At 62.8% G+C, this 12533-nt stretch carries 10 protein-coding genes; 7 read left to right on the top strand and 3 right to left on the bottom strand.

What is annotated here, in order from left to right; all coding sequences use genetic code 11:
* The first annotated feature begins 58 nt into the window (after positions 1 to 58).
* Positions 59 to 1399: a 23S rRNA pseudouridine(2604) synthase RluF gene (gene rluF, locus NH396_RS10710; protein WP_253063546.1), complete on the top strand. Its 1341-nt coding sequence runs from the start codon at positions 59 to 61 to the stop codon at positions 1397 to 1399.
* On the opposite strand, the gene NH396_RS10715 is transcribed toward rluF, so the two are convergent.
* Entirely contained in the window at positions 1396 to 2082 is a 687-nt protein-coding gene (locus NH396_RS10715) for a YitT family protein (RefSeq protein ID WP_082388683.1), read from the bottom strand. The genes rluF and NH396_RS10715 overlap by 4 nt on opposite strands.
* A gap of 230 nt (positions 2083 to 2312) precedes the next feature.
* On the opposite strand from NH396_RS10715, the gene NH396_RS10720 reads away from it, so the two are divergent.
* A complete protein-coding gene (locus NH396_RS10720) occupies positions 2313 to 3215 on the top strand; it encodes a DUF72 domain-containing protein (RefSeq protein WP_176678556.1) in 903 nt (300 codons plus the stop codon).
* Between the two features lie 350 nt (positions 3216 to 3565).
* Complete coding sequence (locus NH396_RS10725) at positions 3566 to 4933, top strand: sodium-dependent transporter (RefSeq protein ID WP_176678555.1); 1368 nt, start codon at positions 3566 to 3568, stop codon at positions 4931 to 4933.
* 454 nt (positions 4934 to 5387) lie between these two features.
* Here NH396_RS10725 and NH396_RS10730 read toward each other — a convergent pair whose 3' ends face one another.
* Positions 5388 to 5612, bottom strand: a complete 225-nt coding sequence (locus NH396_RS10730) for a PA3496 family putative envelope integrity protein (protein ID WP_043331728.1) — start codon at positions 5610 to 5612, stop codon at positions 5388 to 5390.
* Positions 5613 to 5778: 166 nt separating this feature from the next.
* Here NH396_RS10730 and hexR point away from each other — a divergent pair, with 166 nt between their 5' ends.
* The 3 genes from hexR (at position 5779) to NH396_RS10745 (ending at position 10334) form a co-directional block, all read left to right on the top strand.
* Entirely contained in the window at positions 5779 to 6645 is an 867-nt protein-coding gene (gene hexR / locus NH396_RS10735) for a transcriptional regulator HexR (protein WP_043331730.1), read from the top strand.
* A 173-nt stretch (positions 6646 to 6818) separates the two neighbouring features.
* Positions 6819 to 9041, top strand: coding sequence for a DNA helicase II (gene uvrD, locus NH396_RS10740; RefSeq protein ID WP_253063548.1), 2223 nt, complete (start codon positions 6819 to 6821; stop codon positions 9039 to 9041).
* 192 nt (positions 9042 to 9233) lie between these two features.
* Complete coding sequence (locus NH396_RS10745) at positions 9234 to 10334, top strand: TRAP transporter substrate-binding protein DctP (protein WP_176678553.1); 1101 nt, start codon at positions 9234 to 9236, stop codon at positions 10332 to 10334.
* A 154-nt stretch (positions 10335 to 10488) separates the two neighbouring features.
* On the opposite strand, the gene NH396_RS10750 is transcribed toward NH396_RS10745, so the two are convergent.
* The gene (locus NH396_RS10750; protein ID WP_054556356.1) at positions 10489 to 10923 is read right to left on the bottom strand and encodes an acyl-CoA thioesterase; all 435 of its coding nucleotides are present in this window, start codon (positions 10921 to 10923) and stop codon (positions 10489 to 10491) included.
* A gap of 597 nt (positions 10924 to 11520) precedes the next feature.
* Between NH396_RS10750 and NH396_RS10755 the strand changes: the two genes are divergently transcribed.
* Positions 11521 to 12480 (top strand): phosphate ABC transporter substrate-binding protein, encoded by a 960-nt coding sequence (locus NH396_RS10755; RefSeq protein WP_253063550.1) that lies wholly within the window; start codon positions 11521 to 11523, stop codon positions 12478 to 12480.
* Positions 12481 to 12533 lie beyond the last annotated feature (53 nt).

Here is a 12533-nt window from a genome sequence, read left to right on the forward strand (position 1 = left end):
TTCTTACCCCCTTCCGTCCGCTGCGCGTTCATCGCCCGGCGCACGCACGTGACCTGCCATGACTGATCGCGACGCATCGCTTACCCGCCTCAACAAGTTCATCAGCGAAACGGGCTTCTGCTCGCGACGCGAGGCGGATCGCTACATCGCCGAAGGACGCGTGACCATCAATGGTGTCGTGCCCGAAATGGGCACCAAGGTCGCGCCGGGCGATGAGGTGCTGGTCAATGGCAAGCCATTGAAAGCCAAGCAGGAAGCGGTCTATCTGGCCTTCAACAAGCCGGTGGGCATCACCTGTACCACCGAGCGCCATGTCGACGGCAACATCATCGATTACATCGGTCATCCCAAGCGCATCTTCCCGATCGGTCGCCTCGACAAGCCCTCCGATGGCCTGATCTTCCTGACCAGTGACGGCGATATCGTCAACAAGATCCTGCGTGCTGGCAATGCCCACGAGAAGGAATACGTGGTGCGGGTCGACAAGCCGATCAACGGCGACTTCCTCAAGCGCATGGCCGCTGGCGTGCCGATTCTGGACACCATCACCCAGCCGTGTCGCATCGAGCAGATCTCGACCTATGTGTTCCGCATCATCCTGACCCAGGGCCTCAACCGTCAGATCCGTCGCATGTGTGAGGCGCTGGGCTATGAGGTCTTCAAGCTCAAGCGGGTGCGCATCATGAATGTCAGCCTGGACGGGCTGGGAGTCGGCGAATGGCGCTATCTCACCCAGCGCGAGATGGCGGATATCCAGCAGATGATCGAGGGCTCCAGCGGCACTGAGGAAGCCTCGCGCCTGGCGGCGGCACCGCCTCCTTCCCAGCACGCGACGGCCGCGCGCCATCAGCGCGCCGCCCGGGATACGGACGTTGGGCGGCGTAACGGGACTCGGCGTCATGTAGGTGGCAAGAGTGGATCCGGCCAGCGCAGCTCTGATAAGCGCGACACAGGTCAGCGCGGTGCTGGTCAACGCCATCCGGGCCAGCGTTCAGGCGTTCAGCAGGCAGGAACCAAGCAAGAGGGTACAGGGCGTCGCGAGCGTTCTGATGAGCGCACCCCAGGGCGTGGCAATCAGGAAGGCAGAAGTGACGGTAGAAGTGCCCGCAGGAATACCACCAAGAGTTCGGGAGGCGCCGGCAAGCTCGCCGGCGGCCTCAAGCCGCGCACGCGTGGCAATGCCAGTGATGGCCGCAATGAGCGTGGCGCGGCCAACAGCAAGGGCTCTGTCAACAAGACCTCTGCCAACAAGGGCTCTGCAAACAGTAAGACCGCTGCCAACAAGGGCGGCAGCAGCAAGAGTTACGGCAACACGAGCTCGGGGAAAAACAGCCCGGCTGGCAAGGGCGACTCGTACAAGGGGGGCGGTTCCTCCAATGGGGGACGCGGTCGCCGCTAGTGAGCCGTCTGCACCTGCTTGTCATGCGCCGGTGAGGCAGGCTGTGCGGTCTGAGGCGTGCGGCGATGATAGCGGCCCAGCACGAAGGACAGTGTCGCGAATGCCAGCGCCGAACAGATGACCTGTGGCCAGGGGTAGACCAGTGCAGCGATCGCGATCAGCAGCAGGTCGAAGGCGAAGGTGGTGCGACCGGCATGGATGCCGAAGCGTCGCTCCAAATGCAGCGCCAGAATGTTCAGGCCGCCCAGCGAGGCGTTCTCGCGAAACAGCAGTGTGATGCCCAGACCGATCAACAGGCCTGCGGCAATCGCCGCGACCGGCAGGCTGACGGCACCCAGCGGCAAGCTGACCGCCAACACATCGGACAGCACGGAGAGCAGGCTGACGCAGCCCAGCGTGCGCAGGGTGAAATTCAGCCCCAGCTGTTTCCAGGCCAGGCCGTAGAAGGGCAGGTTGATCAGGAAGAACAGGCTGCCGAAGCTCAGTGCTGTCAGGTCGGCACCCAGCAACGACATGCCGGCAGTGCCACTGACCAGCAGGCCACCGGCCTGCAGCAGGCGTACGCCGAGCGCCACCAGCAGGCAGCCCTCGATGAGCGTGATCAGGCTACGCAGGGTGATGGCATTTGCCGCGCGTGAGCGGCTGCCGCTGGCGCGCAGTATGAGTCGTTGGAAAGCAGTCATGACAGGCTCCGGGGTATGGGCAGTCAACAAGAGTGTCTTCCGGCGCGGCTTGTGGCTGGCGGGAAGCGGAGTCAGGGCGGTGGGTGGACCGCCTGCTGACGTGTCATGCAGGATGCGGACCATAGCACGCCGTGATGACAGTTTTTATTGTGCTTACGTCGCTCTGGCAGACGATATTCTTCGGCTTGTTGGCTCTTTGGCCCTTATATTCCTCTAGTTCTGGCCTCTTCATGCACCATTTTCATGCATCCTCCACACCGTCGGATGCCTCGCACACGGCGGGGCATCTTCATCTCGGGCTCGCGATGTGGGCCAATGACGACTGGCGTGGCAGCCTGCTGCCGGGCAGCGGCCCGCGGGAACATCTGGCGGATTACGCCCGGGTCTTCGATAGCGTCGAGGGCAATACCAGCTTCTATGCTCAACCCACGCCTGCTGCCATCGCCAGCTGGGCTCGTCAGGCGCCGGCCCATTTTCGCTTCTGCTTCAAGTTGCCGGGCCGACTGACGCATGAATTGCGCCTGCAGGGCATCGAGCAGGAATTGGCGGCATTTCTCGATTGCCTGGTACCGATAAAGGACCGCCTCGGTCCGATCATGATTCAGCTGCCACGTGACCTCGGGGCGGAAGTCCTGCCACGCCTCGAGCAATTCCTGCAGTCGGTGAAGGGAGCAGGGCTCGCCTGGGCGGTGGAGCCCCGCGACCCGATTTTCTTCGCCAAGGGTGAGGTGGAACGACAGTTGAATCGCTTGTTGATAACTCACGCAGTCGATCGCGTGATGCTGGATGTGCGTCCACTCTTCAGTGGCCCTGCCACCGCGCATCCGGGCCTTGCGGTGGCGCGCTCGGAAAAGCCTCACCGCCCATTGCATGTGTTCTCCAGCGGACAACATCCCGTGGTGCGTTTCATCGGTCATTACGATGAAGCCACCAATCGGGCACTGTTTGCTCCCTGGGTAGAGCGACTTTTCTTGTGGATAAGTCAGGGGAAAAGCCCGTTCCTCTTCGTGCATACACCGGACAACAAGGCAGCGCCCGCACTGGCACGCCTGTTGGCCAATCAGGTGCTGGCGAAACTGGACCGCCCCTTGGTCGGGGCCTTTCCGGGCGAGGGGCAGGGCAGCCTGTTCTGACGCTTCATCAGGGCGTGAGGTTTCTCCTGTGAGGCCATGGTCTGATGGTGGCTTGCTGGCAGATGGCCCCTCAATCGAGTAGCTTTAGCCACATGTTGCCGTTACCGCGGCGATATTTACCGGAGATGGGCAGTCTGCCCGTTCCGGCGTGCCTATCGGCACTTGCCTGTCATTCCCCACGACCTACCCGGTCAGCGTGAATGCCGGGAGCACCACAGCAGTGATCCTGCGACGCCATCGTGTTGGCCACGGATGATCCGTCCGCATTGGCAGCATGATGCAACAAGCACAACAAGGTGCCCGAAGTCGCTACCAGCGACTGGCGCCCTCGCGACGAATCAGGGATTCACATGTCATCCAAACCGCATTCCCACGCACAGTGGTCTTCTCGCCTGGCCTTTACCCTGGCTGCCGTCGGTTCTTCCGTCGGTCTGGGCAATATCTGGAAATTCCCCTACATGACAGGTGAGAGCGGCGGCGGTGCCTTCGTCCTCGTCTATCTGATCTGCATCCTGCTGATCGGCCTGCCGATCCTGATGTCGGAATGGCTGCTGGGTCGCCTGGGTCAGAAGAACCCCATCTCGACCATGAGCCACATCAGCGCCCGGCTCAAACGCAGTCCCGCCTGGGTCTTGATCGGGGTGGCCGGCGTGCTCGGCGCCTACCTGATCCTGTCCTTCTACAGCGTCATCGGCGGCTGGGCGCTGGCCTTCATCGCCGACGCGGCCAGTGGCAGTTTCGAAACCCTGACCTCTGACACGGCCGGTAGTCTGTTCGGCGGTCTGCTGGGGGACCCGACCACGCTGCTGGCCTGGCACAGTGCCTTCATGCTGATGGTGATCTTGGTCGTGGCTGGCGGGGTCGCCGGTGGCTTGGAGCGTGCCGCCAAGATCCTGATGCCGCTGCTGGCGGTGATGTTGATCGTGCTGGTCGGCTACGCCGCCACCACCGATGGCTTCGCTGATGCGGCCGCCTGGCTGCTGACGCCGGACTTCTCCAAGCTCGACAAGGATGGCGTGCTGGCGGCCATGGGGCATGCCTTCTTCACCCTGTCACTGGGCATGGGCATCATGATGGCTTATGGCTCCTACCTGTCCGATGACGTCAACATCGGGCGTACCGCGCTGGTCGTGGTGGTGCTGGATACCGTCATCGCCCTGCTGGCCGGCCTGGCCATCTTCCCGGTGGTGTTCTCCAACGGCCTCGACGCCGCCGCGGGCCCGGGCCTGATCTTCCAGACCCTGCCGCTGGCCTTCGGTCACATGCCGGGCGGTGAAGTCTTCGGCGTGGTGTTCTTCGTGCTGCTGGTATTCGCGGCCTGGACCTCGGGCATCTCGCTGCTGGAGCCCATCGTCGAATGGCTGGAAGAGAAGACGCCGATGTCGCGCGTCGGCTCGGCCTGGGTCGCGGGTATCGCCACCTGGCTGCTGGGCATCGCCACCATCCTGTCCTTCAACCTGTGGAGTGACGTGGCGCCGCTGGGCATGTTCGGCAAGTTCGAGGGCATGACCATCTTCGACCTGCTCGACTACGCGACCAGCAAGCTGATGCTGCCGCTGACCGGTCTGGCGACCATCGTCTTCGTCGGCTGGTTCATGGGCCGTGACGAGGTGCGCAGCCAGCTCAACATGAGCGACTCTGCCTTCTCGCTGTGGAGCTTCGTGGCGCGCTATATCGCCCCGATCGGTGTAGTCGTGGTGTTCGCGTCCAGCCTGTAACTACCTCCGCCCTCGCTGACCGCAGCAGCGGCACGTCACACTCAGCACGAAGATGCAGTACCTCAAGAGGCTCGCCTATCCGGCGGGCCTCTCGTGTTTCTGACGAGGCAGAGGCGGATTTTCTGAGGTCAGAGAGGGTCAGTGAGCGCTCGCACTGTAATGGTGCGTCATTGGTCGTAGGGTTTTGCAATATGAGGCATGAATATCACGATCTTTCGGCGAGATATCTTCAGGCCTTGTGTAGAAAACGCGCCATTTCAGGAGAATCCAGACGCAACAAGGGCCGTAACAAGAAGTGTTCGTCGGGAGGATCTGGCGAGAAATACCGCGAGAGGGGGGTACGACCATGCTCGAAAGAGATGGTGGAAGGTGTCGCATGGAGCCCGAATCCTGGCGGATCAGAGCGTGAAAACATCACTGATCGGCGGGGAGCGTATCGCCTCCCCGCCTGGAATCAGTGGGTGTCGATATCGCTTTCAGTATCCATTTCCAGCACTTCGATGTCGCTTAAATCCTCGCTTAGGCGCTTGATTTCGTTGTGCAATTCTATTCCACGACGGGCGCGGAGATGGCGGACTGCGCTTTGTTTCTTGCGGGCCTGATGTTCGTCGGCACCGAGAGTCATGAAAATATCGAGAAGCTCTTTCTTGAGCGTATCTACCTGCTCTGAATTACGCATGATTCGACCTCCATGGCATCCAAAGGATGTGGGCTTTCACTGGCGCCACACCGTTTTACTATAGCTCACTTGACAAAATTGTGACTATCGCCTGCCTGTGCAGGCGACACCCCCGGGGGGATGACGTAAGCTCAGGCATGCCCATGAAGTCTGCAAGGAGTGTGCCGTGAGCCATGCCATCTTCGACGACCTGAGGAGCCGGATGGAGAATTTCCGCCGCTCTGAACAAAAGGTCGCACGCTATGTCCTTCGCCATCCGGAGGAAGTGATTCACATGCGGATCGTCGATCTGGCCAGCGAGTCATCGGTCAGTGAGCCGACGGTCGTGCGTTTCTGTCGGGCAATGGGCTTTGCCGGCTTCCAGGATTTCAAGCTGCAGCTGGCGCAACGCCTCGCCACCGGCACCCAGTTCGCCCAGTTCTCCATGAATGACTCCGACAGCGTGGCCGAGTTCTCGCACTCGCTGTTCGATTCCACCATCGGCACCCTGCTGTCGGTGCGTGACCGCCTGGACGCCGAAGCCGTCGCGCGTGCCATCCACTCGCTGGCCTCCGCCAGCCGGGTCGAGTTCTACGGCTATGGTGCCTCGGGCGCCGTGGCGCACGATGCCCAGCACAAGTTCTTCCGCCTGCAGATTTCCACCGCCGCCTACACCGACCCGCACATGCAGAACATGTCAGCGGTGACGCTGGGGCCGCGCGACGTGGTGGTGGCCATCTCCCAGACCGGCCGCACCAAGGCGCTGATCGCCAGCGTGCGTCTGGCGCGGGACGCCGGCGCGACCGTCATCGGGCTGTGCCCGAGTGGTTCGCCACTGGCGGATGAAGTCACGCTGCCGCTGCATATCGATGTGCACGAAGACACCGAGATCTACACCCCGATGAGCTCACGTATCGCGCACCTGGTGATCGTCGATACGCTGGCGGTCGGTGTCGCCAAGGCGCGCGGGCCCAAGCTCAAGGAGCAGCTGGAGGCGGTCAAGAAGAGCCTCGCCACCCTGCGCATCGACGACCACGACTTCGATACCCACTGAGCACCGTCCGGGCATCATCTGTCTTGAAGGCAAGTGCAAGGCACGTATGTGCAAGGAAGGCCGGCGCGGGGAAGAGCAGGGCAGGCCGCTGTGATAAGGTGGATGCCTGAACAGGGGCAGCGAATCTCACGCTGCTCCGCTCCTCGACTCCTCTGCCCTGTGGTGAGCCCTGCATGTCCGAATCGCCCCTCCTCGATCACCTCAACACGCATCAGCGTGAGGCCGTGTCCGCGCCGCCGGGCAACATGCTGGTACTGGCGGGGGCCGGTTCCGGCAAGACCCGCGTGCTGGTTCACCGCATCGCCTGGTTGATGGACCAATATCAGTTCTCGCCCTACGCCATCCTGTCGGTGACCTTCACCAACAAGGCCTCGCGGGAGATGCGCACGCGTCTCGAGGCGCTCAATGGCAGCAGCCTGCGCCACATGTGGGTCGGCACCTTCCACTCCATCAGTCACCGTCTGCTGCGCACCCACTGGCAGGAGGCGCGCCTGCCCGAGCACTTCCAGATCATCGACAGCGATGACCAGCTGCGCATGGTCAAGCGGCTGCTCAAGGAGCACAACGTCGACGATGAGCGCTGGCCGCCCAAGCAGGTCCAGTACTTCATCGCCGGCTGCAAGGAGGAAGGTCTGCGCGCCCATCAGGTGCAGACCCATGGCGATGCCTACATGGGCAAGATGGTCGAGATGTACGAGCTCTATCAGCTCGCCTGTGAACGCGGCGGCCTGGTCGATTTCGGTGAGCTGCTGCTGCGCTCGCTGGAACTGCTGCGTGATACGCCGCATCTGCTGGCGCATTACCGCGAGCGCTTCGCCCACCTGCTGGTCGACGAGTTCCAGGATACCAACACCCTGCAGTACGCCTGGCTGAAGCTGCTGGCCGGTGATCGCGAGTGCATGACCGTGGTCGGCGATGATGACCAGTCCATCTACGGCTGGCGTGGCGCGCGGGTCGAGAACATCCAGCGCTTCACCGAGGAGTTCGCCAACACCCGTGTGGTGCGTCTGGAACAGAACTACCGCTCCTCCAGCGCCATTCTGGAGGCCGCCAACGCCCTGATCAGCCACAACGGCGGGCGCATGGGCAAGGAGCTTTGGACCGACAGCGGTCGTGGCGAGCGCATTCGTGTCTATGCCGGCTTCAATGATATCGACGAGTCGCGCTATATCGCCGATACCATTCGCGAGCTGGTCAATGAGCATGGCTACAGCCGCGACGAGATCGCGATCCTGTATCGCTCCAATGCCCAGTCACGCGTGCTGGAAGAGACGCTGATCCGCCAAGGCATGCCCTATCGCATCTATGGCGGCCAGCGCTTCTACGAGCGTCTCGAGATCAAGAACGCCCTCGCCTATCTGCGCCTGATGAACAACCGCGAGGACGATGCGGCACTGGAGCGCGTGATCAACGTGCCGGCGCGTGGCATCGGCATGCGCACCGTCGAGCAGCTGCGCGAGCGCGCACGTTACGGCAACCTGACCATGTGGCAGGCGATGAGCGATGCGGTCTCCGATGGCGTCCTCAAGGGACGCGCCGCGACTGCCGTGCGAGCCTTCGCCGACATCATCGATGGCCTCGACAACGACACCGCCGGCATGGCGCTGCATGAGCTGGTCGAGCACGTCATCCACGCCACCGGCCTGCGTGAGCATCACGCCGCCGAGAAGGGCGAGAAGGGCCAGGCGCGCCTCGAGAACCTCTCGGAGCTGGTCAATGCTTGCCGTGCCTTCAGTCAGGGCGAGCGCATGGACCCGGAAGCCCCCAGCGAAGGGGCCGAGGCGCTGGAACCCTTCCTCGCCGAAGCCGCGCTGGATGCCGGTGATCATGAAGCCGCCGAAGGCGAGGAATGCGTGCAGATGATGACGCTGCATTCCGCCAAGGGGCTCGAATTCCCGGTGGTATTCGTCGCCGGGGTCGAGGAGGGGTTGTTCCCGCACAAGATGTCGCTGGAAGAGCCGGGGCGTCTCGAGGAAGAGCGTCGCCTGTGCTATGTCGGTGTCACCCGCGCCATGCAGCGCCTCTACCTGACCTACGCCGAGCTGCGTCGCATGCACGGCAAGGAGACCTTCCAGCGGCCGTCGCGCTTCCTGCGTGAGCTGCCGGAAGAGCTGCTGGAAGAGGTGCGTCTGCGTGGCCAGGTCTCGCGTCCGGTCTCGACCCAGCGCGCCACGCCGAATCGCCGTCCATCCGGCCCGCGTCAGGAGAGTGTCGAGGCCAATGGCGACATGCCGGCACTCTCGCTCGGCAGCCTGGTGCGCCACCCGCTGTTCGGGGAAGGCGTGGTCATCAATGCCGAAGGCCAGGGCGAGCGAGCGCGCGTGCAGATCAGCTTCGAGGACGAAGGCGACAAGTGGCTGGTGCTGGGCTTTGCCAAGCTGGAAGTGCTGAGCTGACAGCAAGTCCTGATAGCAGGTGCTGATACGAGGCGCTGGCAAGGGGTGAAGAGTGGCGCAGGGGGCGCGGTATTCGTGCGCCATTACGGCCTTGGTGCAGTTGTGGGCCATCCATGGGACGCGGCATAGTGGCAGCCATGCTGCCTTGATGCCGCGTCATGCATTGCCCACAACTCGAACAAGGAAAGTCCCATGCAACGCCGCCGTTTTCTCTCTGCTCTGGGGGCCGGTGCTGCCGGTCTCGCCGCCGCGCCTTTCGTGTCCACCGCCAATGCCGCCGAGGGCGAGACCATCCATTGGAAGATGGTCACCTCCTGGCCGAAGAACTTCCCGGCACTGGGCACCGGTGCCAATGAGTTCGCCAGCCTGATCGGTCAGCTCTCCGGTGGTCGCCTGCAGGTCAAGGTCTATGGCGCCGGCGAGATGGTGCCGGCGCTGGAAGTCTTCGATGCCGTGTCCTCCGGCACCGCCCAGATGGGCCACTCGGCCTCCTACTACTGGAAGGGCAAGGTCCCCGCGGCCCAGTTCTTCACCGCCGTGCCCTTCGGCATGAACACTACAGAGACCAACGCCTGGCTGTATCACGGCGATGGCATGAAGCTGTGGGACGAGATCTACTCGCGCCACAACCTCAAGCCGCTGGCGGTGGGCAACACCGGCACCCAGATGGCCGGCTGGTTCAACAAGGAAGTGAACAGTCTCGAGGAAATGAAGGGCCTGAAGATTCGCCTGCCGGGGCTGGCGGGCGAAGTGATGAATCGCATCGGCGCCAGCGCGGTCAATCTGCCGGGCAGCGAGATCTTCACCGCGATGGAAACCGGCGTGATCGATGCCACCGACTGGGTCGGCCCCTACAATGATCTGGCCTTCGGCCTGCATCAGGTGGCCAAGTATTACTACTCACCGGCCTGGAACGAGCCTTCCGCCATCCTCGAAGGCACCGTCAATCTCGAGGCTTGGCAGGCATTGCCGGAAGACCTGCAGCAGGTGGTGATTCAGGCGGCCAGAATCGCCAATCACGCCATGGTGGATGAATTCGCGCTGCGCAACGCCACCGCGCTGACCTCGCTGGTCGAGGAGCACGGTGTGGAGCTGCGTGAATTCCCCCAGGACGTCTATGCGGCGCTGTTCGATGCCTCCAACGAGGTGCTGGACGAGTTCATCGCCAAGGATGAGGACGCCAGGCGCGTCTATGAGTCCTACCGCGCCTTCCAGCAGCAGGTCGCGCCCTGGTCGCGTATCGGTGAGCAGGCCTATCTGGATGCGCGTGGTCGGGTGCTGGGCGAAGCCTGAGCGAGTCTCTTTTGGACTGCCTGCCGCACTGTCTGACTGACTGTCTGAGCGCGTGACTGATTGTTGACGAAAAAGCCGCCCCTGAGGGCGGCTTTTTCTTGGCGTGTGGCTGACAGGAAGAGAGGCGAGGCGCTTGGCTCAGTCCTGCTCAGGATCAGTCCTGCTCCTCGATGATGGCGGTGCTGGCCTGCTCCGGTACGGCACGGATGCGGCCATTGTCATCGAGTGCCACCATCACGTAGCAGGCTTCGGTCACCTTGGTCAGCGCGTGTTGATTGCGCTCCTGCGGCGGGCGGATCCAGACCTCGACGGCGAGCCTGATCGAACTGCGCCCGACCTCGGCCACCTGAGTGAAGATATTGACCACTGAGCCGATACGCACCGGCGAAAGGAAATCGAGGCCTTCGACGGCCACGGTGGCAGTGCGCCCGTGGGCGACGCGCCCGGCGGCCAGCTCACAGGCCTCGTCCATGCGGTGCATCAGCCAGCCGCCGCTGATGTCGCCATAGAGATTGGTGTCCTGGCGCTGGGCGATCAATTTGAGCGTCAGTGTGCCGTTCGGCGTCGGGATATCATCCAGAGCTTGCATGTCATGACTCGCTATCTTGTTGTTATAAAATGGTCATTTCATTTCTGCACCCTTCCATCTGAAAAAGGTGCGTCTTTTGGCGCAGGGCACTGCCTTGCACAGGGGGCCTTATATAGGGCACTTCGGCAATCGCCGAAGAAAGTCACCGGGGGCCATCGATAGCATCAGTTCGACGCAGACCATGGCGGATGAGCCGCAGCGGCTTCATCATCTTCTGTATCCTACTCTGGCGGACAAAGCACTGTCCTCACTGATAAGGGACTGTCAGGAAATTTTTTTGCGCTGCAGCATGGAGTATCGTTCCTCAACGCAGCAATGACGGATACTCGTAGTGTTTCGCTGTGCTGCACGGGCCACCTTGTTTCACCGTCGCCTGCCCGTCACCATGGGCGTGGCAAGCAGTGGCCAGCTCCGTGTCGCATCGTCATCTCGTTCATTCTCTGGTGGGAAGTCGCCATGTCAGTTTCCGTCGGGTCGCTTGTCCGTTCAGGCTTTCGCGCCGTGTTCGCGTCGCGTCGCGGGTCATCCGTGTCCTCCTTATATGCGTCCTCCTCATGCGCGCCCCGCCTGCGCTCAGGGCTGCCGTCGCTGCGGCTGATGTCGCTTGTCTGCCTGCTGGGGCTCTCGACGCTCTCGGCTCCGGCACTGGCCGACAAGGTGCCCGAATATCGCCCGGTGTCCGGGGTGGTGGGCAACCTGACGGCGGTGGGCTCCGATACCCTGTCGGTGCTGGTGACGCGCTGGGCTGCCCAGCTGCGTCGCTATCATCCGGGGGTACGCGTGCAGCTGCAGGCCGCGGGCTCCTCGACGGCCCCGCCGGCATTGATCGCCGGCACTACCCGCATCGGGCTGATGTCGCGTCCGATGAGCGACCAGGAGCGTCAGGACTTCACGCATGAATTCGGCTATCCGCCGCTGGGTGTGCCCGTGGCGCTGGATGCGATGGGCATCATCGTGCATCGCAGCAACCCGCTGGAGGAGATCAGCATCGCGCAGCTGGATGCCATCTTCTCCGCCACGCACAGCTGTGGTGGCCAGGCGGCCAATCGCTGGGGCCAGCTGGGGCTGAGTGATGAGTGGAATGACCGCCAGATCATGCGCTTCGGACGCAGTGCCACCTCGGGCACCTACGGCGCCTTCCGCCGTATCGCGCTGTGCGATGGCGACTTCCGCCTCGATGTCAGTGAACAGCCGGGCTCGGCCTCCATCATCGGCGCGGTAGGCTCCTCGCCCAATGGCATCGGCTATGCCAGCTTCAGCACCTCTTCGCCGCTGGTGAAGCAGCTGTCCGTCAGCCGTGAGGCGGGCGGCCACGCTGTCTTCCCGAGCCGGGCCAGCATTCGCGATGGCCGCTATCCGCTGACCCGTGCCCTGTACATCTACGTCAATCGCGTGCCTGACGAGCCGCTCCCGGCGCTGGAGCAGGCCTTCCTGTCATTGATCATGTCGCGCCAGGGTCAGCAGGCCATCCTGCGTGGTGGCTATGTGCCACTGCCGGAAAAGCAGCTGCTGCACTGGCGTCAGCAACTGGGGCTTCAGGATGTGGATGCCCTTTGATTCGCCTTTGTCATCTCTCTGTCATCACTTGGACATAATCTCGGTGCCATACC

Source organism: Cobetia sp. Dlab-2-AX, assembly GCF_024124625.1.
In the GTDB taxonomy this organism is placed as follows: domain Bacteria; phylum Pseudomonadota; class Gammaproteobacteria; order Pseudomonadales; family Halomonadaceae; genus Cobetia.

Coding starts and splice junctions, on each gene's coding strand:
- uvrD (WP_253063548.1), top strand. CDS start 6,819: ATGTCCGAATCGCCCCTCCTCGATCACCTCAACACGCATCAGCGTGAG.
- NH396_RS10755 (WP_253063550.1), top strand. CDS start 11,521: ATGTCGCTTGTCTGCCTGCTGGGGCTCTCGACGCTCTCGGCTCCGGCA.
- NH396_RS10750 (WP_054556356.1), bottom strand. CDS start 10,923: ATGCAAGCTCTGGATGATATCCCGACGCCGAACGGCACACTGACGCTC.
- NH396_RS10720 (WP_176678556.1), top strand. CDS start 2,313: ATGCACCATTTTCATGCATCCTCCACACCGTCGGATGCCTCGCACACG.
- NH396_RS10725 (WP_176678555.1), top strand. CDS start 3,566: ATGTCATCCAAACCGCATTCCCACGCACAGTGGTCTTCTCGCCTGGCC.
- NH396_RS10715 (WP_082388683.1), bottom strand. CDS start 2,082: ATGACTGCTTTCCAACGACTCATACTGCGCGCCAGCGGCAGCCGCTCA.
- rluF (WP_253063546.1), top strand. CDS start 59: ATGACTGATCGCGACGCATCGCTTACCCGCCTCAACAAGTTCATCAGC.
- NH396_RS10730 (WP_043331728.1), bottom strand. CDS start 5,612: ATGCGTAATTCAGAGCAGGTAGATACGCTCAAGAAAGAGCTTCTCGAT.
- NH396_RS10745 (WP_176678553.1), top strand. CDS start 9,234: ATGCAACGCCGCCGTTTTCTCTCTGCTCTGGGGGCCGGTGCTGCCGGT.